The sequence below is a fragment of the Burkholderia sp. MSHR3999 genome (assembly GCF_000833595.1).
Taxonomy (GTDB): Bacteria; Pseudomonadota; Gammaproteobacteria; order Burkholderiales; family Burkholderiaceae; genus Burkholderia; species Burkholderia ubonensis.
In genome coordinates this window covers 380,521-402,775 of sequence record NZ_JRFO01000006.1, presented here as the reverse complement: position 1 = coordinate 402,775, position 22,255 = coordinate 380,521, and the positions used below count along the sequence as shown (strand labels likewise).

Sequence of the window (22,255 nt, the reverse complement as noted above, 5' to 3'; positions counted from 1 at the left end):
CGGCACGCCCCGGCCGCCGTTCCCCTTTAAAATGCCGCCATGAGCAAATCCAGACACGTGTCCGAAACGCCCGCGACCCAGCTGCTGCGCCGCCACGGCGTCGTGTTCGGCGAGCATCCCTACGATTACGTCGAGCACGGCGGCACCGGCGAGTCCGCGCGCCAGCTCGGCGTCGACGAGCACGTCGTGGTGAAGACGCTCGTGATGGAAGACGAGCACGCGAAGCCGCTGATCGTGCTGATGCACGGCGACCGCACGGTGTCGACCAAGAACCTGGCGCGGCAGATCGGCGCGAAGCGCGTCGAGCCGTGCAAGCCCGAAATCGCGAACCGCCATTCGGGCTACCTGGTCGGCGGCACGTCGCCGTTCGGCACCCGCAAGGCGATGCCGGTCTACGTGGAGTCGACGATCCTCGAATTGCCGGCGATCTACCTGAACGGCGGCCGTCGCGGCTATCTGGTCAGCCTCGCGCCGTCCGTGCTGACGACGCTGCTCGACGCTAAGCCCGTGCAGTGCGCGAGCGTCGACTGAGAACCGAGGGTTTCACCTTCATGGGGCCTGTTCCCGCCAATAACGGGCCCTTCTGGCGGCCAGCCCCAAGAGAGATTTTTTAGTTACGGGAACGTGCGTTGCCGGCCGTATTGCGGCGTCGCGCGTCGCTTGTTTGGCGCGGCCAAACGGCGCTCCTTGCTCCTTGCACTACGACCGGCAACGCACGTTCGCAAGCCCGTTATTGGCGGGAACAGGCCCCGCCCTCGCCGCTTCGGTAGAATGAGCGCCGCTGCGGCCCGCCGTCGCGGCCGTCCGTCCATCGATACGTTGAAAGAAGAGTCATCCGCATGCAGATCCTGCTCGCCGCCGTTGTTGCCTACCTGATCGGCTCGGTGTCGTTCGCCGTCGTCGTCAGCGCCGCGATGGGCCTGGCCGACCCCCGTTCGTACGGTTCGAAGAACCCCGGCGCCACCAACGTGCTGCGCAGCGGCAACAAGAAGGCCGCGATCCTGACGCTCGTCGGCGACGCGTTCAAGGGCTGGGTCGCCGTCTGGCTCGCGCGGCGCTTCGGCCTGCCCGACGTCGCAATCGCGTGCGTGGCGATCGCCGTGTTCATCGGCCACCTGTACCCGATTTTCTTCCGCTTCCAGGGCGGCAAGGGCGTCGCGACCGCGGCCGGCGTGCTGCTCGCCGTGCACCCGGTGCTCGGGCTCGCGACCGCGCTGACCTGGCTCATCATCGCGTTCTTCTTCCGCTACTCGTCGCTCGCGGCGCTCGTCGCGGCGGTGTTCGCGCCGGTGTTCGACGTGTTCCTGTTCGGCACGCGCCACAACCCGGTCGCGTGGGCCGTGCTCGCGATGAGCGTGCTGCTCGTGTGGCGTCACCGCAGCAACATCTCGAAGCTGCTGGCGGGGCAGGAAAGCCGGATCGGCGAAAAGAAGAAGGCGGCCGGGAACGGCAACGCGCAGGACGGCGGGAAGGCCTGAGAAGGCCGGCCGGAGGCGCGCGCCGGGCGCATTGCGCAGCCCGGCGGCATGGGCGGCATGACGAGACCGGTCAGTCGCGGAAGTTGTTGAAGTCGAGCGGGGTGTCGGTCACGTCCTTGCGCAGCATCGCGATCACGCTCTGCAGGTCGTCGCGCTTCGTGCCCGACACGCGCACCGCGTCGCCCTGGATGCTCGCCTGCACCTTGATCTTGCTGTCCTTGACGAGCCGCACGATCTTCTTCGCGAGATCGCCCGTCACGCCTTTCTTGACCGTCACGACCTGCTTGACCTTGTCGCCGCCGATCTTCTCGACCTTGCCGTAGTCGAGGAAGCGCACGTCGACGTTGCGCTTGGCCAGCTTGCCGATCAGCACGTCCTTGACCTGGCCGAGCTTGAAATCGTCGTCGGCGAACAGCGTCAGCTCGCGTTCCTTCTGCTCGACACGTGCGTCGGAGCCCTTGAAATCGAAGCGCGTCGAAATTTCCTTGTTCGACTGCTCGATGGCGTTCTTCACTTCGATCATGTTCGCTTCGCTGACGACGTCGAACGATGGCATGGCATTCTCCCTGTAAAACGCGTGGGCCCGGCTTGCGCGCGGGCACTCGCTATAATTGCGGACTGTTTGCCATTCTACCGATGCCCCTTCGTTTGCCCAAGGCCGGCCGCCTGCCGTCCGGGCAAGTCCGGGCCGTCCGACCGCGATTGCCGATGCTTCCAGCCGATTCCACCCTGTCGCTGCTTCCCGACCATCCGCTCGCCGCGCACAACACGTTCGGGTTCGACGTGACCGCGCGGCTGGCCGCGCGCGTGACGCACGCCGCCCAGTTCGCGGCGCTGCATCGCGACGCGCGCGTCGCGAACCTGCCGCGGCTGGTGCTCGGCGGCGGCAGCAACGTCGTGTTCACGCGCGACTTCGACGGCCTCGTGCTGCTGGACGAGATCGCCGGCCGCCGCGTCGTGCGCGAGGACGACGACGCGTGGATCGTCGAGGCGGGCGGCGGCGAGAACTGGCACGCGTTCGTCGCGTGGACGCTCGAGCAGGGCATGGCCGGCCTCGAGAACCTCGCGCTGATTCCCGGCACGGTGGGCGCCGCGCCGATCCAGAACATCGGCGCGTACGGGCTCGAGATGAAGACGTATTTCGATTCGCTCGTCGCCGTCGAGCTCGCGACCGGCCGCAGCGAGCGCTTCGACGCCGCGCGCTGTGCGTTCGGCTATCGCGACAGCTTCTTCAAGCGGGAAGGCCGCGCTCGCTTCGCGATCGTGTCGGTGACGTTCCGGCTACCGAAGCGCTGGGCGCCGCGGCTCGGCTACGCGGACGTGTCGCGCGAACTCGATGCGCGCGGCGTTGCGCCGGATGCGGTCACGGCGCGCGACGTGTTCGACGCGGTGGTCGCGATCCGCCGTGTGAAGCTGCCCGATCCGCTCGTGCTCGGCAATGCGGGCAGCTTCTTCAAGAATCCGGTGATCGGCGCGGCGCAGTTCGACGCGCTGCGCGCGCAGGCGCCCGATATCGTGTCGTATCCGCAGCCGGACGGGCAGGTGAAGCTCGCGGCCGGCTGGCTGATCGACCGCAGCGGCTGGAAGGGGCGCGCGCTCGGCGCCGCGGCCGTGCACGACCGGCAGGCGCTCGTGCTCGTCAACCGCGGCGGCGCGACGGGCGCCGAGGTGCTCGCGCTCGCGCGGGCGATCCAGGACGACGTGCGCGCGAAATTCGGCGTCGAGCTGGAGCCGGAGCCGGTGTGCCTGTAAGGCGGGCAGCCACGCCCGCGTAGCGTGCGGATGTCGCACCGTTGCGCCGCCTGTCCATCCCCATCGATGTCGTCGCGCTCACCCCGCGCATCCTTTCCTTGACTCTCATTTAACCTTGAAGTTAAATGAGATCATGCGTTCCCCATCCGATTCCCTGTCCGCGGTGTTCGCCGCACTGGCCGACCCGACCCGCCGCGCGATCCTGCTGCGGCTGGCCGAGGGCGCGGCGCCCGTCAGCGAACTGGCCCGGCCGTTCGACATCTCCGCGCCGGCGGTGTCGAAGCACCTGCGCGTGCTGTCCGACGCGGGGCTGATCGAACGGGAAGTCGACGCGCGCTGGCGGATCTGCCGGCTGCGCGCCGACGGGATGCGCGATGCGCACGGCTGGCTCGAAACCTATCGCCAGTTCTGGGAAGACAGCCTTGATCGCCTGAAGATGTTCGTCGAACAGTCGAGCGCGGAGCGCGACGCCGGCGACGCTTGCCCACCCGCTCCGCCCCCTGAGGAGAAGCCATGAGTCAAGCAGCGACGTTTCACCTGGAAATGGACCGCTTCATCCGCGCGCCGCGCGAACGCGTGTTCGACGCGTTCACCAGCGAAACCGCGCTGGCTGCCTGGCATTGTCCGCGCGGGATGAGCGTGGTCGAAGCGAGCGCGGACGCGCGGGTCGGCGGCAAGTACCGCATCGTGATAGGCGGGCGCGACGGTTCGCGGCACATCGCGGGCGGCGAGTACCAGAAGGTCGATCGTGTCGACTTTCTGGCGTACACGTGGGCGTGGGAGGCCGGGGCGATGCCGGCCGACCTGAAGACGCTGATCGAGGTCACGTTCACCGACCAGGACGGCGGCACGCATCTGCACATGCGTCACAGCGGCTTTCCGAGCGAGCAGGCGCGCGATTCGCACATGGGAGGGTGGCAATCGGTGTTCAACCGGCTCAGCGACCTGCTGGACCCGGAAGGCAGCGCGGGAACGGTGCATGTATTCGGCGATCCGCGCAGCACGTATGTCCGCACGGTGCGGATGGCGCTCGCGGAGAAGGGCGTCGCATACACGCTCGAATCGCTGCCGCCGCATTCGCCGGAAGTGCTCGCACACAACCCGTTCGGCCGCATCCCGGCATTCAGCGACGGTCCGATCGAATTCTACGAAACCCGGGCGATCCTCGGCTACATCGACGAGGCGTTCGACGGCCCGAGCCTGCTGCCGCAATGGGGCGTGACCGCACATGCGCGCGGCGAGCAGTGGATCAGCCTGATCAACTGCCACGCGTACGACGCGATGGTGCGCCGCTACGTGCTGCAGTACATCTTCCCGAAAGGTGAGAACGGCCAGCCCGATCACGCGGTGATCGACGCGGCGCTGCCCGACATCGACAAGCATCTGCAGGTGCTCGATGCGGCGTACGGCGCTCGCGACTATCTGGTTGGTACGGAGCTTTCGATGGCGGACCTGTTCCTCGCGCCGATTCTCGCTTACGTCGGCATGTTCCCCGAGGGCGCCGAGCTGTTGAAGAAGTATCGGAACATCGAGCGCGCGCAGGCGGCGATGCGGGCGCGGCCGAGCTTCGCCGCCACGCAGCCCGTGACGGGCTGAAGCAAGGCCGCACGACGCGAGCGGCAGGTTCGTGCGCACGATCGTCGTGCCGAAGTCGGCGGGCAAATGAAAAAGCGCCGATCGTCGATCGGCGCTTCTCTTCGTCAGGCAGTGCCCGTGGTCAGTGCTTGAGCTGGCCGAGCAGCAGGAATTCCATCAGCGCCTTCTGCACGTGCAGGCGGTTCTCCGCCTCGTCCCAGACCACGCTCTGCGGGCCGTCGATCACGCCGGCCGTCACTTCCTCGCCACGGTGCGCGGGCAGGCAGTGCATGAAGAGGGCGTCGGGGTTCGCGTGCCCCATCATTTCCTCGTCGACGCACCAGTCGGCGAACGCCTGCTTGCGTGCTTCGTTCTCGGCCTCGAAGCCCATGCTCGTCCACACGTCGGTCGTCACGAGATCGGCGCCCTTGCACGCTTCGTTCGGATCGTCGAAGACTTCGTAGAACGGCGCGCTTTCCGGCGCGACCAGCTTCATGTCGAGCGCGTAGCCCGGCGGCGTCGACAGGCGCAGCTTGAAGCCGAGGATCTGCGCGGCCTGGATCCACGTGTACAGCATGTTGTTCGCGTCGCCGACCCACGCGACCGTCTTGCCGGCGATCGGGCCGCGGTGCTCGTAGTACGTGAAGATGTCGGCGAGCACCTGGCACGGGTGGAATTCGTTGGTCAGGCCGTTGATCACCGGCACGCGCGAATTTTCGGCGAAGCGCTGGATGATCTCCTGCTCGAACGTGCGGATCATGATGATGTCGACCATCCGCGAGATCACCTGCGCGGAATCCTCGACGGGCTCGCCGCGGCCGAGCTGCGTGTCGCGGGTGCTCATGAAGACGGCATGGCCGCCGAGCTGGAAGATGCCTGCCTCGAACGACAGGCGCGTGCGCGTCGAGCTCTTCTCGAAGATCATCGCGAGCGTGCGGTCGTGCAGCGGGTGATAGGTCTCGTAGTTCTTGAACTTGCGCTTCAGGATTCCCGTGCGTTCGAGCACGTACTCGTAGTCTTCCAGCGAGAAATCCTTGAACTGCAGGTAGTGACGAATGGTCTTGGCGGTCATGAAACGAAATGCGGCGGGTTCGACCCGGCCGCCAGGGCCGGACGGCGCCGCCGTCGGATGTGGATAACTTCAAAGCAGCATAAAGGATTTTCTGTGCTTTGACGAGCCGCGCCGAAAACCGGGGCGCGATGGTTGCTCACCGTATCGGGGTGCCGCTGAGGGTGCACGAAACGACGCGCGATGGCGCGCTGCGGTATAATCCAAAAGTTTTCTCAAGCCCGGCAGGCAAGCATTCCCCCGCTCTGCCGGACACAAGCCGTGCGCTGCACAAATCCGGTGCGGCGTGCCGGGCGGATCGCGTCGACGGCCTGTCTTCGGGCATGCGGCGCGGGCATCCCGGCTTTTTCCTGCTTCGTGTTTGCGTGTCCAGGCCGTCGCCTGCGCATCGCCGGGCCGTCACCTGGGTAACAACATGGCTGAAACCCCTCCGACCGAGTACTTCATTCAGGGCATCACGAAAGATGGGAAAACGTTTCGCCCGAGCGATTGGTCGGAGCGCCTCGCTGGCGTGATGGCATGTTTCGGGCCCGGTGCAAGCGGTCCGAATGCGCGGCTGAAGTATTCGCTGTACGTGCGCCCGACGTTGCTGGGCGGCACGAAATGCGTGATTCTCGATTCCCGCCTGCGCGACGTCGAGCCGATGGCCTTCGATTTCGTGCTGAACTTCGCGAAGGACAACAACCTCGTCGTCACCGAGGCGTGCGAGTTGCCCGACTACAGCGAGAAGAAGTAAATGCCGCGCGCGGGCGCATGCTGCGCCCGGCCGGTCGTGTGACCCTCCGCGCGCGTCGCGCATCGGCGGGTCGAACCAAACAAAAAAGCCCGCGCATGCGGGCTTTTTCGTCGATCGCAGGAAACAGGGCGCCCGCGCAAGGCGGGCACACCGGACTTACGCTGCTGCCTGCAGGCCCTTGATGGCTGCGGCGAGGCGGCTCTTGCTGCGAGCGGCCTTGTTCTTGTGAACGATCTTCTTGTCGGCGATCGTGTCGATCGTCTTCACGGCAGCCTTGAACAGCTCGGCAGCCTTTGCCTGGTCGCCGGCGTCGACAGCCTTGCGAACAGCCTTGATCGCGGTACGGAATTTCGAGCGCAGCGCCGAGTTGTGCGAGTTTGCCTTCGCTGCCTGGCGGGCGCGCTTGCGTGCTTGTGCGGAGTTAGCCATGACGGTTCCTTATCCTGTCCTGTTTCCAGAGCTTGGAGCCTGACGGCCAAGCGCTGCTTTTCGATCCGTCCCCTGAGAGCGATTGCCCAGGGGCGCATAAAAAACGTTGGTTTTATCCGAGGCCGAGACACGAAAACGGCAGGTGCCGCGCATGCAACAGGCTCAGAAACGGCAGATTATAGCAACAAAATCAAGCGCGTGGCAAGTTTGGCGTCGGCTGCCGCGGGGCGGGGGCGCAACGGATGTCCTTTTCGGCCTGCGCCGTCGCCGGGCCGCGCAACGTCCGTATAATAAGCGCCCCATGAATCTATTCCGAGCCCTGCTGACGGTCAGCGGCTTCACGCTGCTGTCGCGCGTGACCGGACTGGCCCGTGAGACGCTGATCGCCCGTGCGTTCGGCGCCAGTCAATATACCGACGCGTTCTACGTCGCGTTCCGCATCCCGAACCTGCTGCGCCGCCTGTCCGCCGAGGGCGCGTTCTCGCAGGCGTTCGTGCCGATCCTTGCCGAGTTCAAGAACCAGCAGGGGCACGATGCGACGAAGGCGCTCGTCGACGCGATGTCCACCGTGCTCGCATGGGCGCTCGCCGTGCTGTCGCTGGCCGGCATCGCCGGCGCATCGTGGGTCGTGTACGCGGTCGCGTCCGGGCTGCGCACCGACGGGCAGGCGTTCCCGCTTGCCGTCACGATGACGCGCATCATGTTCCCGTACATCGTGTTCATCTCGCTGACGACGCTCGCGTCCGGCGTGCTGAACACGTACAAGAGCTTCTCGCTGCCCGCGTTCGCGCCGGTGCTGCTCAACGTCGCGTTCATCGTCGCGGCGGTGTTCGTCGCGCCGCACCTGAAGGTGCCGGTCTATGCGCTCGCGTGGGCGGTCATCGCGGGCGGCGTGCTGCAGTTCCTGGTCCAGCTGCCCGGCCTGAAGAAGATCGACATGGTGCCGCTGGTCGCGCTCAACCCGCTGCGCGCGCTGCGGCATCGCGGCGTGAAGCGCGTGCTCGCGAAGATGGTGCCGGCCACCTTCGCGGTATCGGTCGCGCAGCTGTCCCTCATCATCAACACCAACATCGCGTCGCGGCTCGGGCAGGGTGCGGTGTCGTGGATCAACTACGCGGACCGCCTGATGGAGTTCCCGACCGCGCTGCTCGGCGTCGCGCTCGGCACGATCCTGCTGCCGAGCCTGTCGAAGGCGCACGTCGACGCGGACGCGACCGAGTATTCGGCGCTGCTCGACTGGGGGCTGCGCGTCACGTTCCTGCTCGCCGCGCCGAGCGCGCTCGCGCTGTTCTTCTTCGCGGCGCCGCTCACCGCGACGCTGTTCAACTACGGCAAGTTCGACGCGTTCACCGTGACGATGGTCGCGCGCGCGCTCGCGACCTACGGGATCGGTCTCGTCGGCATCATCCTGATCAAGATCCTCGCGCCGGGCTTCTACGCGAAGCAGGACATCAAGACGCCGGTGAAGATCGCGGTCGGCGTGCTGGTGGTCACGCAGCTGTCGAACTACGTGTTCGTGCCGCTGATCGGCCACGCGGGCCTCACGCTGAGCATCGGCGTCGGCGCGTGCCTGAACTCGCTGCTGCTGTTCATCGGCCTGCGGCGGCGCGGCATCTACCAGCCGTCGGCGGGCTGGCTGCGCTTCTTCGCGCAGCTCGCCGGCGCATCGCTCGTGCTCGCGGGCACGATGCACTGGTTCGCGATCAGCTTCGACTGGACCGGGCTGCGCGCGCAGCCGCTCGAGCGCATCGCGCTGATGGCCGCATGCCTCGTGCTGTTCGCTGCACTATATTTCGGTATGTTGTGGGTGATGGGCTTCAAATACGCTTACTTCAGAAGGCGCGCCAAGTGACGACCGCAATGACCCGCGTCCTCGATTATTTCAGCACGCTCGTGGCGGAGGACGAAAGCCTGCCCGTCACCGAGGCGGCGCTGTCGCTCGCGCAGGACGCTTACCCCGACCTCGACCTGCAGGGCACGCTCGCCGAGCTCGACATGCTCGCGGCGCGCCTGCGCAGGCGGCTGCCCGACGATGCGAGCCTGAAGGACCGCATCGCTGCACTGAACACGTTCTTCTTCGGCGAACTGGGCTTCGCGTGCAATCACAACGACTACTACGACCCTGACAACAGCCACCTGAACATCGTGCTGAAGCGGCGGCGCGGCATCCCGATCTCGCTGTCGGTGCTGTACCTCGAACTCGCGGAGCAGCTCGGCGTGCCGGCGCGGGGCGTGTCGTTCCCGGGCCACTTCCTGCTGCGCGTGACGCTGTCTGACGGCGACCTGATCATCGATCCGACCAACGGCCATTCGCTGTCCGAGGCCGAGATGGTCGAGATGCTGGAGCCGTACGTCGCGCGCGCGGCGGGCGCGGTCGACAGCGCATTGCGCGCGCTGCTGCAGCCGGCGACGAGCCGCGAGATCATCGCGCGGATGCTGCGCAATTTGAAGACGATCTATCTGCAGACGGAACGCTGGCAGCGGCTGCTCGCGGTGCAGCAGCGCCTCGTGATCCTGCTGCCGGGGCAGCCCGACGAAGTGCGCGACCGCGGCTTCGCGTATGCGCGCCTCGACTACCTGCGGCCGGCGCTCGAGGACCTCGAGCATTATCTCGACGAGCGCCCGGACGCCGACGACGCGACCGTCGTCGAGTCGCAGCTGACCGAGCTGCGGCAACGGATGCAGCGCGGCGACGAAGACTGAGCGCGCGCCGCGCCGGATGCGAAACGCCCGCCATGCGCATTGCGCGCGGCGGGCGTTTTTTTCTGGCGCGCGGGCCGCGCGTTATTTCGGCTGCATCCGGATCGCGCCGTCGAGGCGGATCACCTCGCCGTTGAGCATCGGATTCTCGACGATCTGCCGGACCAGCATCGCGTATTCGGCCGGCTTGCCGAGCCGCGGCGGGAACGGCACCATCGCGCCGAGCGCATCCTGCACCTCCTTCGGCATGCCGAGCAGCATCGGCGTCTCGAAGAGGCCGGGCGCGATCGTCATCACGCGGATCGCGTTGCGCGACAGGTCGCGCGCGATCGGCAGCGTCATGCCGGCGACGCCCGCCTTCGACGCCGCATACGCGGCCTGGCCGATCTGGCCGTCGAACGCGGCGACCGACGCGGTGCTGACGATCACGCCGCGCTCGCCGAGCGCGTTCGGCTCGTTCGCCGACATCGCGACCGCGGCGAGGCGGATCATGTTGAACGTGCCGACGAGGTTCACGTTGATCGTCTTCGCGAACGCGTCGAGCGGATGCGCGCCGTCCTTGCCGACGGTCTTCGCGGCGGGGGCGATGCCCGCGCAGTTCACGAGGCCGCGCAGCGTGCCGGCGCGCGTCGCGGCGTCGACCGCGGCCTGCGCGTCTTCCTCGCGCGACACGTCGCACCGGACGAACACGCCGCCCAGCTCGTGCGCGAGCGCCTCGCCCGCGTCCTGGTTGAGGTCGGCGAGCACGACCTTGCCGCCTTCCTGCACGAGCATCCGGGCGGTGCCCGCGCCGAGGCCCGATGCGCCGCCGGTGATCAGAAAGACGTTCCCGCGAATCTCCATGACTGTCTCCTTGCTAGGGTCTGTTTACATACGGAACGCGCATGCGAATGCCCGAAATCGCTCGTAGGGCAAGAAGCAAGGAGCGCCGTTTGGCCGAGCCAAACAAGCGACGCGCGACGCCGCCATACGGGCGATTTCGGGCATTCCCCTGGCATGGTTTTTCAATTTGGGGTTGCCACGAGAACGGCCGCTCGCCGCGTTGTGCTCCTTGCGAATACGTCCAGTATTCGCGGCGTCGCACGCCTCGCGAGCGGCCGTTCTCGTGGCAACGCATGCGCGTTCCGTATGTAAACAGACCCTAGTGTAAGCGCCGGCCGGCCCGCCTGCATGCGGGCGGCCGGATACGATCGATCCGGCCGATTGTACGGGGCGCCGCCGTCGGCCGGAGAAAAGCGCACGATCGTGCGGGTAACGCCGGCGCGAAAAAAAAGCCGCCTGGGTCAGGCGGCTTCGAGATGCGGGACGCGGTGCTTACTTCAGCGCGTCGAACGCACGGTCGCGGATCTCGTCGACGGTGCCGAGACCGGAGATCTTCCGGTACTGCGGCGCCTTCAGGCCGTTCTCCTCGCCGCGCGCGGCCCAGTCGCCGTAGTAGGTGATGAGCGGCTTGGTCTGTGCTTCGTACACTTCGAGACGCTTCTTGACCGTCTCTTCCTTGTCGTCGTCGCGCTGGATCAGCGGCTCGCCGGTGACGTCGTCGAGGCCTTCGACCTTCGGCGGGTTGAACTTGACGTGATAGGTGCGGCCCGACGCCGGGTGCGTGCGGCGACCGCTCATGCGCTCGATGATTTCCGAGAACGGCACGTCGATTTCCAGCACGTAGTCGATCGCGACGCCGGCTTCCTTCATCGCGTCGGCCTGCGCGATCGTGCGCGGGAAACCGTCGAACAGGTAGCCGTTCGCGCAGTCCGCTTCCTTCAGGCGCTCCTTCACGAGGCCGATGATCAGATCGTCCGTGACGAGCTTGCCTTCATCCATGAAGCGCTTCGCCTCGATGCCGAGCGGGGTGCCGGCCTTCACGGCCGCGCGCAGCATGTCGCCCGTCGAAATCTGCGGGATGCCGAATTTTTCCTTGATGAAGTTTGCCTGGGTGCCCTTTCCCGCGCCGGGCGCGCCCAACAGGATCAAACGCATGGTGAATATCTCCAAGTATGTAGATTCGTATGGCGAGGCTCAAAGGCGCCGGCAACAGCGTGCGCGGGGCTTGCCTGGCGCGCGCGGCGGGACCGGTCTGACGCGGCGCGTCGGCTTGGCGACGCGCGGCTGCCGGCAGGGCCGCGGGCGGGGTCAAGCGAGGACGCGCAGGTCGCGGACGGCTCGCACAACCGTCCGATTATGCCACGGGTTATTTTGAATCCGGCCGAAAAAGGGCCTGCACGCGTTCGAGATCGGCCGGCGTATCGATGCCGGCTTCGGGCGCGTGCGCGGTGATCATCACGGCGATCCGCTCGCCGTGCCACATCGCGCGCAGCTGTTCGAGCTGTTCCGCCTGCTCGATCGGCGCCTGCGCGAGCGACGGATACGTGCGCAGGAAACGCGCGCGGTACGCGTAGAGGCCGATGTGCCGGTACACCGGAAACGCCGGCGCAGGCATCGCCGCGACGTCGGGCCAGTGCGGCTGGTACGCGTCGCGGCTCCACGGGATCGGCGCGCGCGAGAAGTAGAGCGCGACGCTCTGTGCGTCGAGCGCGACCTTCACGATGTTCGGATTGAACACGTCGGCCGCCGTGTGGATCGGGTGCGCGGCGGTCGCGATCGCGCAGGCCGGATGCGCGGCCAGGTGCGACGCTACGTCGCGGACCAGCGCCGGATCAATCAGCGGCTCGTCGCCCTGCACGTTGACGACGACCGTGTCGTCGCTCCACCCGAACGCGGCCGCGACTTCGGCGAGGCGGTCGGTGCCGGACGGATGGTCGGCGCGTGTGAGCACCGCTTCGAAGCCGTGCTCGCGCGCGGCGTCGAGCACGCTCTGCGCGTCGGACGCGACGAGCACCTGCTGCGCGCCTGCTTCGCGCGCCCGTTCGGCGACGCGCACGACCATCGGCTTGCCGCCGAGATCGGCGAGCGGCTTGTTCGGAAGCCGGGTCGACGCGAGCCGGGCGGGAATGACGGCGATGAAGGGCTGCGGATGGGTCATCGGACGGATCGGAAGCGGGTGACGGAAGCGGCGGGCGGCGCGTGCGCGGCGCCCGCGGGGCGGCAAGGCGCGCCGGGGCCGGGATGAGCGGCCGGGTTCAGCGGCTGGATTCAGCGGCCGGCCGGGTCGACCGGCGTGCCTTCGACGGTCTGGCGCGCCTCGTCGACCAGCATCACGGGAATGCCGTCGCGGATCGGATAGGCGAGCTTGTCCGCGTTGCAGATCAGCTCCTGCGCGGCGCGGTCATAGTGGAGCGGGCCTTTGCAGATAGGGCACACGAGAATTTCAAGCAGGCGAGCGTCCACGGAGTTTCTCCACAACGAGGGCAATGAGGCGAGGATCGAGCGCGGCTTCGACAGGGACGACCCAGATTCGAGCGTCGCGCCAGGAAGCGCCCAATTTTACTGCATCCTTCTCGGTGATCAGGATCGTGTCGACCTGATCGCCGTCGAACGGATTGTGCGCGAACGCGTAGTGGTCGGGCAGCGCGCGGGTCGCCGGCGCGAGGCCGGCCGCGCGCAGCGTCGCGAAGAAGCGCTCGGGCGCGCCGATGCCGGCCGCCGCGAGCACGCGCTCGCCGGCAAACTGCGACAGCGGGCGGCGCAGCGCCGGCTGGTCGAGATGCCACGCGGCGCCGGGCGCGAGCGCGAGCGCGTAGGTGTCGGGCCACGGCGGCAGCGCGCCGCTGTACGGATCGTTGACGAGGGTCGCGTCGCGGCGCCGCGACAGCGGCTCGCGCAGCGGCCCGGCCGGCAGCAGGAAGCCGTTGCCGCCGAGCCGGTGGTCGAATACGACGAGCTCGACCGTGCGCGCAAGGCGGTAGTGCTGCAGGCCGTCGTCGCTGACGATCACGTCGACGTCCGGGTGCGCGGCGCGCAGCGCCTGCGCGGCCGCGACGCGATCCGGGCAGACCCACACTGGCGCGTCGGTGCGGCGGGCGATCAGCAGCGGCTCGTCGCCGGCCTCGCTCGCGCGCGAGCCCGGCGTCACCGCGGTCGGCGTGCGCACGTTCGCGCCGTAGCCGCGCGACACGACGCCGGGCGTGAAGCCGGCGGCGCGCAGCGCATCGACGAGCGCGATCACGGTCGGCGTCTTGCCGGTGCCGCCGACGGTCACGTTGCCGACCACGACGACCGGCACGCCGACGTCGACCGGCTTCTTCCAGCCTTGCGCGTAGGCCGCGCGGCGCAGCGCCGCGCACAGCCCGAATACGCAGGCGAACGGCGTGAGTGCCCACGCGAGTGCGCCGCGGCGTTGCCATTCGCGCGTGAGGCGCGTCTCGAGCCGGGCAAGCGGGCCGCCGGGCGTGCTCATCGGTCAGCGCGCGGCGTGTGGCGCCGCGTGGCGTGGGACGGGGTCGTCAAGGCGAATTCTCCGGATGGCGGCGCATGCCGCAGGTTCTGCGGAAGGCGGCACTCTAGCGCGCGCCGCGCCGGCCCGGCAAGCGCCGCGCCGTCACGACGCAGGCGGGGCCGGATCGCCCGGGCCTGTGGATAACTCTGTGAAGAACCCGGCGGGCGATCGCCGCACATGCCCGTCCGGCGGACTTCGAATCGGATGAGAACCATTTCTAAAGATTTAAAACTTTTTAAAAATCAACGTGTTGTCACAAATTGTCAGGGGTTTTGGGGAGTTTTGCGGGGTTTTTTGCAGTCGATTGCCGGGGTGTGGACACTTTCCGCGTTGTGCAATGCACGCATCGCCGTTAGGGCCTGTTCACGCTAATAACGGGCATGCGCTGGCCGCCAGAAGGGCCGATCGCCGCGTCATGCTCCTTGCGAATACGTCCAGTATTCGCTGCGTCCCATTCCTTGCGCTCGGCCCTTCTGGCGGCCAGCCCCAAGAGAGATTTTTTAGTTACGGGAACGTGCCTTGCCGGCCGTATTGTGGCGTCGCGCGTCGCTTGTTTGGCGCGGCCAAACGGCGCTCCTTGCTCCTTGCACTACGACCGGCAAGGCACGTTCGCAAGCCCGTTATTAGCGTGAACAGGCCCTAGACGCCGGGCGGATGTCGGACTATCGTGTCGCCGCCAGCATTCAACCGATCGTCCATGCTTTCCGACTCCTCATTTACCGCGCCGGGCGCGACGCGCGGCGGCGACGAAGTGATCCCCGTCTCGGTCCTCAACCGCGCGATTTCGACGATGCTCGAGCGCTCGTTTCCGCTGCTGTGGGTCGCGGGCGAAGTGTCGAACTTCACGCGCGCCGCGAGCGGCCACTGGTATTTCTCGATCAAGGACCAGCAGGCGCAGATGCGCTGCGTGATGTTCCGCGGCCGCGCGCAATACGCGGAGTTCACGCCGCGCGAAGGCGACCGGATCGAGGTGCGCGCGGTCGTCACGATGTACGAGCCGCGCGGCGAGGTGCAGCTCAACGTCGAGGCCGTGCGGCGCACCGGGCAGGGGCGTCTGTACGAGGCGTTCCTGCGGCTCAAGGCGCAGCTCGAGGCGGAGGGCCTGTTCGCGCCCGAGCGCAAGCGGCCGCTGCCCGCGCATCCGCGCGCGATCGGCATCGTCACGTCGCTGCAGGCCGCCGCGTTGCGCGACGTGCTGACCACGCTCGCGCGCCGCGCGCCGCACGTGCCGGTGATCGTCTATCCGGCGCCCGTGCAGGGCGCGGGTTCGGCCGAGAAGCTCGTCGCGGCGGTCGAGACCGCCAACGCGCGGGGCGAGGTCGACGTGCTGCTCGTATGCCGCGGCGGCGGCTCGATCGAGGATCTGTGGTCGTTCAACGACGAGGCGCTCGCGCGCGCGATCGCCGCGAGCGCGCTGCCCGTCGTCAGCGGCGTCGGGCACGAAACCGATTTCACGATTGCCGATTTCGCCGCCGACGTGCGTGCGCCGACGCCGACCGGCGCGGCCGAACTGGCGAGCCCGCAGCGCGCGCTGCTGCTGCGCGAGGTGAGCGACCGGCAGGGCGCGCTCGCGCGCGGAATGCGCCGCGTGCTCGAACAGCGTGCGCAGCAGCTCGACTGGCTCGCGCGCCGGCTCGTCAGCCCGGCCGAACGGCTGCAGCGGCAGCGCACGCATGTCGAGCAGCTCGCGGTGCGCCTCGCGTCCGCGGCGGCGCGGCCGGTGCGCGACGCGCGCGCCCGCTTCGCGCTTGCGCAATTGCGCTGGCAGCGCGCGCGGCCCGACGTGACGCAGGCGCGTCACGCGCTCGCCGGGCTGGAGCAGCGTCTTTCGGTCGCGCTGCAGCGCCGCCACGAACGCGATACGGCGCGCGTGGCAGCCTGTGCGGCGCGGCTCGAGGTGCTGAGCCCGCAACGCACGCTCGAGCGCGGCTATGCGGCGCTCATCGATGCGCAGACGGGCCGCGCGGTGCGCGCGCCGAGTGCGCTGAAGCCGCAGCGGCGGCTGACCGTGCATCTCGCCGAAGGCTCGGCGGACGTGTCGCTCGCCGACGTGCAGCCGCGGCTGTCGGATACGTTCTGACGCGGCGTCCGGCATCGGGAACGCAACCTGCTCGCTGCCTCGACGTGCTGCGCGAACGCCGCTTTTCCGCATACCGCGGATAAATGGCCCGCGAGTTTGCGGGGTTATTCGTCCTCGCCTACAATCGGACGCTCGGCAGCATTCAACACAGCCTCCCTACATACTCAACGAAGGAATCGCCATGGCTCATACGCTCCCGCCGCTCCCGTACGCTGAAGACGCGCTCGCGCCGACCATCTCGCAAGAGACGATTCAGTACCACTACGGCAAGCATCACCAGGCTTATGTGACGAACCTGAACAACCTGATCCCCGGCACGGAATTCGAAAACCTGTCGCTGGAAGAGATCGTGAAGAAGTCGTCGGGCGGTATTTTCAACAACGCCGCGCAAATCTGGAACCACACGTTCTTCTGGAACAGCCTGTCGCCGAACGGCGGCGGCGCTCCGACGGGCGCGCTGGGCGACGCGATCAATGCGAAGTGGGGTTCGTACGACGCGTTCAAGGAAGCCTTCACGAAGGCGGCAGTCGGCACGTTCGGCTCGGGCTGGGCATGGCTCGTGAAGAAGGCGGACGGTTCGCTCGACATCGTGTCTACGAGCAACGCGGCAACGCCGCTGACGACGGCCGACAAGCCGCTGCTGACGATCGACGTGTGGGAGCACGCGTACTACATCGACTACCGCAACGCGCGTCCGAAGTTCGTCGAAGCGTTCTGGAACATCGTGAACTGGGACTTCGCCGCGAAGAACTTCGCGTAAGTCACCGGCACCTTCGCCGCGCCCCCGCACCGGGCGCGCGGCATCCCGCAAAAAGCCCTCGTTCACGGACGAGGGCTTTTTGCTTTTCGGCCGCCGCATGGCCGAAGGCCGGCCGGGCCTTATAACCGGAGGCAATCAGTCGATGCCATAAATTCAATAGACGCTCGACGGCCCGGCTCCGACACTCGTTCTCCAGCAATTCGTGACACGAATGACCGCGCGCATCGAGACCCCGGCCACGGGGCCGCGCGCCGCTCCTGGAGGAGACACCATGTTTCGACGCCCCCGCGTCAGTCGGTCGGTCCTCGCGCTGATGTGCGCGATGTCGTTCATCATGTACCTCGATCGCGTGAACCTGTCGGCGTCCGCCGGCGTGATCCGCGACGACCTGTATCTGTCCAATACCGGCATCGGCCTCGTGTTCGCGGCATTCGCGTACACGTATGCGATCTGCCAGGTGCTCGGCGGCTGGGCGAGCGACCGCTACGGCGCGAAGCGCACGCTGATCGCCTGCGCGACGATCTGGATCGTCGCGACCGTCGCCACCGGGCTCGCCGGCGGCCTCGTGTCGCTGTTCTGCGCGCGCATGCTGCTCGGCATCGGCGAGGGCGCGGCGCTGCCCGCGCAGGCCCGCGCGCTGACCAACTGGTTCCCGGCCGGCCGGCGCGGTTTCGTGCAGGGGCTCACGCATTCCTTCTCGCGGCTCGGCAACGCGGTGACGCCGCCGCTCGTCGCGTTCGTCGTCGCGATCGCATCGTGGCGCGCGTCGTTCGTCGCGGCGGGCGCGCTCACCGCCGTGTGGGTGATCGTCTACGCGTGGTACTTCGCCGACGATCCGCGCCGGCACCGCCACATGTGCGCGGCCGAAGCGGCCGACCTGCCGCCAGCCCGCGCCGCGGCCGACTCGCAGGCGCATGCACGCACGCCGTGGCGGCGGCTGCTCGCCCGCATCGCGCCGACGATGGTCGTCTATTTCTGCTACGGCTGGACCGGCTGGCTGTTCTTCACGTGGCTGCCGACCTTCTTCATGCACGGGCGCGGCCTCGACCTGAAGCAATCCGCGCTGTTCTCGGCCGGCGTGTTCCTGTCGGGCGTGGTCGGCAACACGGCGGGCGGCGTGCTCAGCGATCGCGTGCTGAAGCGCACCGGCAACGTCGTCGCCGCGCGCCGCAACGTGATCATCGTCGCGTTCGCCGGCGCGCTCGTGTTCCTCGCGCCGGTGATGTTCGCGAAGTCGCTGACCGTGACGGCCGCGTCGATGAGCCTGTCGTTCTTCTTCCTCGAGATGACGATCGGGCCGATCTGGGCAGTGCCGATGGACATCACGCCGCGGCACGTCGGCGTCGCGAGCGGCCTCGTGAACGCGGGTTCGGCGATCGCGGGCATCTTCACGCCGATCGTGTTCGGCTTCGTCGTCGACCGCACCGGCAGCTGGACGCTGCCGTTCGCCGGCTCGATCGCGCTGCTCGGGCTCGGCATCGTGATGACCTTCTTCATGCGGCCCGACCTGCCGCTGCGCGACGATGCACGTGCGCACGCGGACGATGCGGCTTTCGAGATGGCCGGTCCGTCAGGACACTGAACGGGGAGACGACATCGATGAACCTGCCGACCGTCGACGCATCGCCGGCACTGGATGCCGCCACCCGCAAGGCCCGCGCCCGCCTGCTGCCGTTCCTCGTGCTGATGTACGTGCTCGCGTTCGTCGATCGCGCGAACGTCGGGTTCGCGAAGAGCGTGCTGCAGGCCGACACCGGCCTGAGCGACGCGGCGTTCGCGTTCGGCGCCGGCATCTTCTTCGTCGGCTACGCATTGTTCGAAGTCCCGAGCAACCTGCTGATGCATCGCTTCGGCGCGCGTGTGTGGATGAGCCGCATCATGCTCACCTGGGGCCTCGTGTCCGCATGCACGGCGTTCGTGCACGACGCGGCGAGCTTCTACCTGCTGCGCGTGCTGCTCGGCATCGCGGAAGCGGGCTTCTTTCCCGGCATCATCCTGTTCCTGTCGAACTGGTTTCCGGCGCGAATCCGCGCGCAGGCGATGGGCCTGTTCTACTTCGGGCTGCCGCTCGCGCTCGTGCTCGGCAGCCCGGTGTCCGGCTGGCTGCTCGACCTGCCGATGCCGTTCGGCCTGCATCCGTGGCAGGGCATGTTCGCGGTCGAGGGGCTCGCGGCATCGATGGTCGGCGCGATCGCGTTCTTCTACCTGACCGACCGGCCCGCCGACGCACGCTGGCTGTCGGCCGACGAGCGCGCGGCGCTCGCGGCGACGCTCGGCGACGAGGACGCGCACAAGCGCGCGCATGGCCCGGCGTCGGTGGCGGCGGCGCTGCGCGACCCGCGCGTGCTGTTCTTCAGCGCAATCTATTTCGCGATCCAGGTCAGCGTGTACGGCGTCGTGTTCTACCTGCCGACGCGCATCGCCGGGCTGACGGGCGGCCACGTCGGCACGGCGGTGGGTTTCCTGACCGCGATCCCGTGGTGCGCGGCGATCGCCGGCACGTTCGTCGTCACGCGGCGCGCGGACCGCTCGGGCCGCCACCGTGCGTGGGCGGCCGCGATGCTGGCGTTCGCGGCGGCGGGCATCGCCGCGTCGGCGCTTGGCACGTCGCTGCCGGTCGTGCTGGTGGCGTTCTGCGTGGCCGCGACCGGGTTCGTCGCGGTGCAGCCGCTGTTCTGGACCTTGCCGACCGGCTACCTGGGCGGCGCGGCCGCGGCGGGCGGGATCGCGTTCATCAATTCGGTCGGCAATCTCGGCGGCTTCGTCGCGCCGAACCTGAAGAGCGTCGCGGAGCGCGTCGCCGGGCATCCGCAGGCCGGCATGCTGACGCTCGCGCTGTTCGGTTGCGTCGGCGCGGTGCTGTTGATGAGGGCGGGCCGGCGCGGCGACGGCGTCGCGTGGCGCGGGGAGCCGGGGCGGTCGTGACGGGCGCGGCGCGCCGGTGGCTTCTCAGCCTGGCAGCCCGCTTGCGCGCCGCAGCGCGTCGACGTCGACGAGTTCGATCTCGCCGACGTGCAGCCGCACCACGCCGTCCGTCTCCAGCGATTTCAGCAGCTGATTCGTGGTCTGCCGCGTCAGCGACAGCATCGCCGCGAGCTTTTCCTGCGACAGCCGGATGCGCGTGCGGCCGGCGCTGATCCCGCCGTAGCCGTCGGCGATCATCAAGAGGCGCGCGGCGAGCCGCTGCGCGGCCGGCATCACGCTCATCGACTCGACGCTCAGGAAGCTGAGCCGCAGCTTCTGCGCCATCAGCAGCGCGAATTGCCGCCAGTATTGCGGCGTCGCGTCGAGGATCGCGAGCAGCGCCGCCTGCGGTACGTGCAGCAGCAGCGTGTCGTCGAGCGCGATCGCGTCGTGCGTGCGCGGCAGGCCGTCGAACAGCGCGATCTCGCCGAACCACGTGACCGGCTCGGCGACCGTCAGCAGCGCCTCCTTGCCCTGCGGATCGACCGCGCCTATCGTGAGGGAGCCGCCCAGCACCGCGTACAGCCCGCACGGCGGGTCGCCGCGGCGGAACAGCGCGTGGCCTGCCGGCAGGCGGCGCAGCACGGCGCGCGCGAGCAACGCCGCGCGCAGTGCCGGCGGCAGCGCGGCGAACCACGGGTGCGCGTCGAGTTGCGGCAGGTATCGGTCGAAAGACTTGGGGTCGAAAGGCTCGGGGTCGAAGGACTCGGGCATGGGCGGCGCGATGTCGGGTAGCCGACAGAGGTTCTCGGGCGTGACGGGCATCATAGCGCGCATCGAACGACGAGGAGACGCCATGAAGACCCTTGAAGACCATCTCTCCCAGTACGCGGCCTATCACCGCGACGCACGCAACATCGCGACGCATCTGGTCGGCATCCCGATGATCGTGTTCGCGGTCGAGGTGCTGCTGTCGCGGCCCGCGTTCGGCGCGCCGGCGGGCATCGCGCTGTCGCCGGCGCTGCTGCTCACGATCGCGTTCGTCGTGTTCTACCTGCGCATCGACCTGCGCTTCGGCGCCGTGATGACTGCACTGTTCGCGCTCGGCCTGTGGGCCGGGCAGACGCTCGCCGCGCTGCCGACCGCGCAATGGCTCGGCATCGGGATCGGCGCGTTCGTCGTCGGCTGGATCGTGCAGTTCGTCGGGCACTGGTTCGAAGGGCGCAAGCCCGCGTTCGTCGACGATCTCGTCGGGCTGATGGTCGGGCCGCTGTTCGTCGTCGCCGAGGTCGCGTTCTTCGCGGGGCTGCGCGGCGACGTGCGGCGCGCGGTCGAGGAGCGGGCCGGGCCCGTGCACGGCGGCGCGCACGACGCGCATGTCTGAACGGCCGATGGCGCCATCTGCGTGGTCGGCGCCGGCGCGCTCGGCTGCTACGTCGGCGGCCGGCTCGCGGCGGCAGGGCAGCCCGTCACGCTGATCGGCCGCGCGCGGATCGGCGACGCGATCCGGAACCATGGGCTCACGCTGTCGGATCATCGCGGGTATCGCGCGCAGCGCGCGCCGGGGGACGTCGCGTTCGACACGGACATGGCCGCGGCGGCCGACGCGGCGCTCGTGCTCGTCACGGTGAAGTCGGCGGCTGCGCCGGAGGCCGCCGCGCAGCGGCCCGTGTGGCGCGGCGACGCGCTGTGGGCCGCGCTGGCGAAGTGAGCGCAGGACGCCAAACGATTGCGTGCCGATGTGACGCCGTGCAATGACTAAGATGGGATTGGCGTCATGTGACGTCATTGCGGAGCGCAATCGCCATGGTGGATCGCCCGACACTCGACGCGTACGACACCTACGCCGCCGACTATGCACAGCTCTGGCTCGACGAGGGGCCGCCCGACGACATGTATGCGCTCCTCGAACAGCATTTCGCGCCGGGACCGACCGCGGACGTCGGCTGCGGCGCGGGACGCGATACGGCCTGGCTTGAATCCCGCGGCTTCGACGTGCGCGGCTACGACGCGAGCGCGGCGCTGCTCGACGAGGCGCGCCGCCGCCATCCCGGCCTGCGCTTCGAGCAGGCGGCGCTGCCGGCGCTTCCCGGCGTGCCGTCCGGCGCGTTCCGCAACGTGCTGTGCGAGACCGTGGTGATGCACCTCGATCATGTCGAGGCGGCGGCGGCGGCCGCGCGGCTCGTCGAGCTGCTCGCGCCGGGCGGCACGCTGTACATGAGCTGGCGGGTGGCCGGCAGCGGGTCGCTGCGCGACGAGCGCGGGCGCCTGTACACGGCGCTCGACGGCGCCCGGATGCGCGCGGCGCTCGGCGGCGGCGTGCAGGTGATCGACGAGCATGAAGTCGTCAGCGCGTCGTCGGGCAAGCGCGTGCACCGGCTGATCGTCCGCAGGGCGGACGGGGCGGCCTGACGCAGGTTCGCGTGACGCGCGCGCGGC

23 protein-coding genes and 1 pseudogene are annotated in these 22,255 nt (G+C 68.5%); 15 read left to right on the top strand and 9 right to left on the bottom strand.

The genetic code is table 11. The features are described 5' to 3' along the window. The first annotated feature begins 39 nt into the window (after nt 1–39). Together ybaK and plsY are read left to right on the top strand one after the other, a co-directional pair. The gene (gene ybaK / locus KY49_RS19100; protein WP_042586156.1) at nt 40–531 is read left to right on the top strand and encodes a Cys-tRNA(Pro) deacylase; all 492 of its coding nucleotides are present in this window, start codon (nt 40–42) and stop codon (nt 529–531) included. A 308-nt stretch (nt 532–839) separates the two neighbouring features. Continuing rightward, nucleotides 840–1,478, top strand: a complete 639-nt coding sequence (plsY, locus tag KY49_RS19095) for a glycerol-3-phosphate 1-O-acyltransferase PlsY (protein ID WP_042586155.1) — start codon at nt 840–842, stop codon at nt 1,476–1,478. 70 nt (nt 1,479–1,548) lie between these two features. Here the strand turns inward: plsY and KY49_RS19090 are convergent, their stop codons facing one another. Beyond that, nucleotides 1,549–2,034 (bottom strand): YajQ family cyclic di-GMP-binding protein, encoded by a 486-nt coding sequence (locus KY49_RS19090; RefSeq protein WP_042586154.1) that lies wholly within the window; start codon nt 2,032–2,034, stop codon nt 1,549–1,551. A gap of 152 nt (nt 2,035–2,186) precedes the next feature. On the opposite strand from KY49_RS19090, the gene murB reads away from it, so the two are divergent. From murB to KY49_RS19075, 3 genes are all read left to right on the top strand, one after another. Continuing rightward, nucleotides 2,187–3,230, top strand: coding sequence for a UDP-N-acetylmuramate dehydrogenase (murB, locus tag KY49_RS19085; RefSeq protein WP_442854633.1), 1,044 nt, complete (start codon nt 2,187–2,189; stop codon nt 3,228–3,230). 133 nt (nt 3,231–3,363) lie between these two features. Further along, on the top strand, nt 3,364–3,747 hold the full coding sequence (locus tag KY49_RS19080) for an ArsR/SmtB family transcription factor (RefSeq protein ID WP_042586152.1): 384 nt from the start codon (nt 3,364–3,366) through the stop codon (nt 3,745–3,747). Continuing rightward, nucleotides 3,744–4,826, top strand: a complete 1,083-nt coding sequence (locus KY49_RS19075; protein ID WP_042586151.1) for an SRPBCC domain-containing protein — start codon at nt 3,744–3,746, stop codon at nt 4,824–4,826. Before KY49_RS19080 ends, KY49_RS19075 begins: the two co-directional genes overlap by 4 nt. A 121-nt stretch (nt 4,827–4,947) precedes the next feature. Here the strand turns inward: KY49_RS19075 and argF are convergent, their stop codons facing one another. After that, nucleotides 4,948–5,877 carry an ornithine carbamoyltransferase gene (gene argF / locus KY49_RS19070; protein WP_042586150.1) on the bottom strand — a complete coding sequence of 310 codons (930 nt, stop codon included), beginning with the start codon at nt 5,875–5,877 and terminating at the stop codon, nt 4,948–4,950. A 412-nt stretch (nt 5,878–6,289) separates the two neighbouring features. Here argF and KY49_RS19065 point away from each other — a divergent pair, with 412 nt between their 5' ends. Then, on the top strand, nt 6,290–6,610 hold the full coding sequence (locus KY49_RS19065) for a DUF3579 domain-containing protein (protein ID WP_042586149.1): 321 nt from the start codon (nt 6,290–6,292) through the stop codon (nt 6,608–6,610). 156 nt (nt 6,611–6,766) lie between these two features. On the opposite strand, the gene rpsT is transcribed toward KY49_RS19065, so the two are convergent. Continuing rightward, complete coding sequence (gene rpsT, locus KY49_RS19060; protein ID WP_042586148.1) at nt 6,767–7,039, bottom strand: 30S ribosomal protein S20; 273 nt, start codon at nt 7,037–7,039, stop codon at nt 6,767–6,769. 301 nt (nt 7,040–7,340) lie between these two features. On the opposite strand from rpsT, the gene murJ reads away from it, so the two are divergent. Together murJ and KY49_RS19050 are read left to right on the top strand one after the other, a co-directional pair. Continuing rightward, nucleotides 7,341–8,891: a murein biosynthesis integral membrane protein MurJ gene (murJ, locus tag KY49_RS19055; protein WP_042586147.1), complete on the top strand. Its 1,551-nt coding sequence runs from the start codon at nt 7,341–7,343 to the stop codon at nt 8,889–8,891. 8 nt (nt 8,892–8,899) lie between these two features. Next, entirely contained in the window at nt 8,900–9,742 is an 843-nt protein-coding gene (locus KY49_RS19050) for a SirB1 family protein (protein WP_042586866.1), read from the top strand. 81 nt (nt 9,743–9,823) lie between these two features. Here KY49_RS19050 and KY49_RS19045 read toward each other — a convergent pair whose 3' ends face one another. The 5 genes from KY49_RS19045 to lpxK form a co-directional block, all read right to left on the bottom strand. Continuing rightward, nucleotides 9,824–10,582 carry a 3-hydroxyacyl-CoA dehydrogenase gene (locus tag KY49_RS19045; RefSeq protein ID WP_042586146.1) on the bottom strand — a complete coding sequence of 253 codons (759 nt, stop codon included), beginning with the start codon at nt 10,580–10,582 and terminating at the stop codon, nt 9,824–9,826. Between the two features lie 471 nt (nt 10,583–11,053). After that, nucleotides 11,054–11,716: an adenylate kinase gene (gene adk, locus KY49_RS19040; protein WP_010090896.1), complete on the bottom strand. Its 663-nt coding sequence runs from the start codon at nt 11,714–11,716 to the stop codon at nt 11,054–11,056. A 211-nt stretch (nt 11,717–11,927) separates the two neighbouring features. Beyond that, on the bottom strand, nt 11,928–12,719 hold the full coding sequence (gene kdsB, locus KY49_RS19035; protein ID WP_010090897.1) for a 3-deoxy-manno-octulosonate cytidylyltransferase: 792 nt from the start codon (nt 12,717–12,719) through the stop codon (nt 11,928–11,930). Nucleotides 12,720–12,829: 110 nt separating this feature from the next. Beyond that, nucleotides 12,830–13,024, bottom strand: coding sequence for a Trm112 family protein (locus tag KY49_RS19030; RefSeq protein WP_010090898.1), 195 nt, complete (start codon nt 13,022–13,024; stop codon nt 12,830–12,832). Next, entirely contained in the window at nt 13,005–14,033 is a 1,029-nt protein-coding gene (gene lpxK, locus KY49_RS19025; RefSeq protein ID WP_042586145.1) for a tetraacyldisaccharide 4'-kinase, read from the bottom strand. Before lpxK ends, KY49_RS19030 begins: the two co-directional genes overlap by 20 nt. Nucleotides 14,034–14,769: 736 nt before the next feature. Between lpxK and xseA the strand changes: the two genes are divergently transcribed. The 4 genes from xseA (at nt 14,770) to KY49_RS19005 (ending at nt 19,837) form a co-directional block, all read left to right on the top strand. Then, on the top strand, nt 14,770–16,152 hold the full coding sequence (gene xseA, locus KY49_RS19020) for an exodeoxyribonuclease VII large subunit (RefSeq protein ID WP_042586144.1): 1,383 nt from the start codon (nt 14,770–14,772) through the stop codon (nt 16,150–16,152). Between the two features lie 181 nt (nt 16,153–16,333). Continuing rightward, a complete protein-coding gene (sodB, locus tag KY49_RS19015) occupies nt 16,334–16,912 on the top strand; it encodes a superoxide dismutase [Fe] (protein ID WP_010100165.1) in 579 nt (192 codons plus the stop codon). 271 nt (nt 16,913–17,183) lie between these two features. Further along, on the top strand, nt 17,184–18,494 hold the full coding sequence (locus KY49_RS19010) for an MFS transporter (RefSeq protein ID WP_042586143.1): 1,311 nt from the start codon (nt 17,184–17,186) through the stop codon (nt 18,492–18,494). A gap of 17 nt (nt 18,495–18,511) precedes the next feature. Beyond that, a complete protein-coding gene (locus tag KY49_RS19005; RefSeq protein WP_042586142.1) occupies nt 18,512–19,837 on the top strand; it encodes an MFS transporter in 1,326 nt (441 codons plus the stop codon). Between the two features lie 24 nt (nt 19,838–19,861). Here KY49_RS19005 and KY49_RS19000 read toward each other — a convergent pair whose 3' ends face one another. Next, the gene (locus KY49_RS19000) at nt 19,862–20,590 is read right to left on the bottom strand and encodes a Crp/Fnr family transcriptional regulator (RefSeq protein ID WP_042586865.1); all 729 of its coding nucleotides are present in this window, start codon (nt 20,588–20,590) and stop codon (nt 19,862–19,864) included. A gap of 82 nt (nt 20,591–20,672) precedes the next feature. Between KY49_RS19000 and KY49_RS18995 the strand changes: the two genes are divergently transcribed. The 3 genes and pseudogenes from KY49_RS18995 (at nt 20,673) to KY49_RS18985 (ending at nt 22,228) form a co-directional block, all read left to right on the top strand. Further along, on the top strand, nt 20,673–21,200 hold the full coding sequence (locus KY49_RS18995) for an Mpo1 family 2-hydroxy fatty acid dioxygenase (RefSeq protein ID WP_042586141.1): 528 nt from the start codon (nt 20,673–20,675) through the stop codon (nt 21,198–21,200). 15 nt (nt 21,201–21,215) lie between these two features. Then, nucleotides 21,216–21,479, top strand: a pseudogene (locus tag KY49_RS18990) (2-dehydropantoate 2-reductase N-terminal domain-containing protein); the annotation flags it as partial. A gap of 143 nt (nt 21,480–21,622) precedes the next feature. After that, nucleotides 21,623–22,228 (top strand): class I SAM-dependent methyltransferase, encoded by a 606-nt coding sequence (locus tag KY49_RS18985; protein WP_042586139.1) that lies wholly within the window; start codon nt 21,623–21,625, stop codon nt 22,226–22,228. The last annotated feature ends 27 nt before the right edge of the window (nt 22,229–22,255 follow it).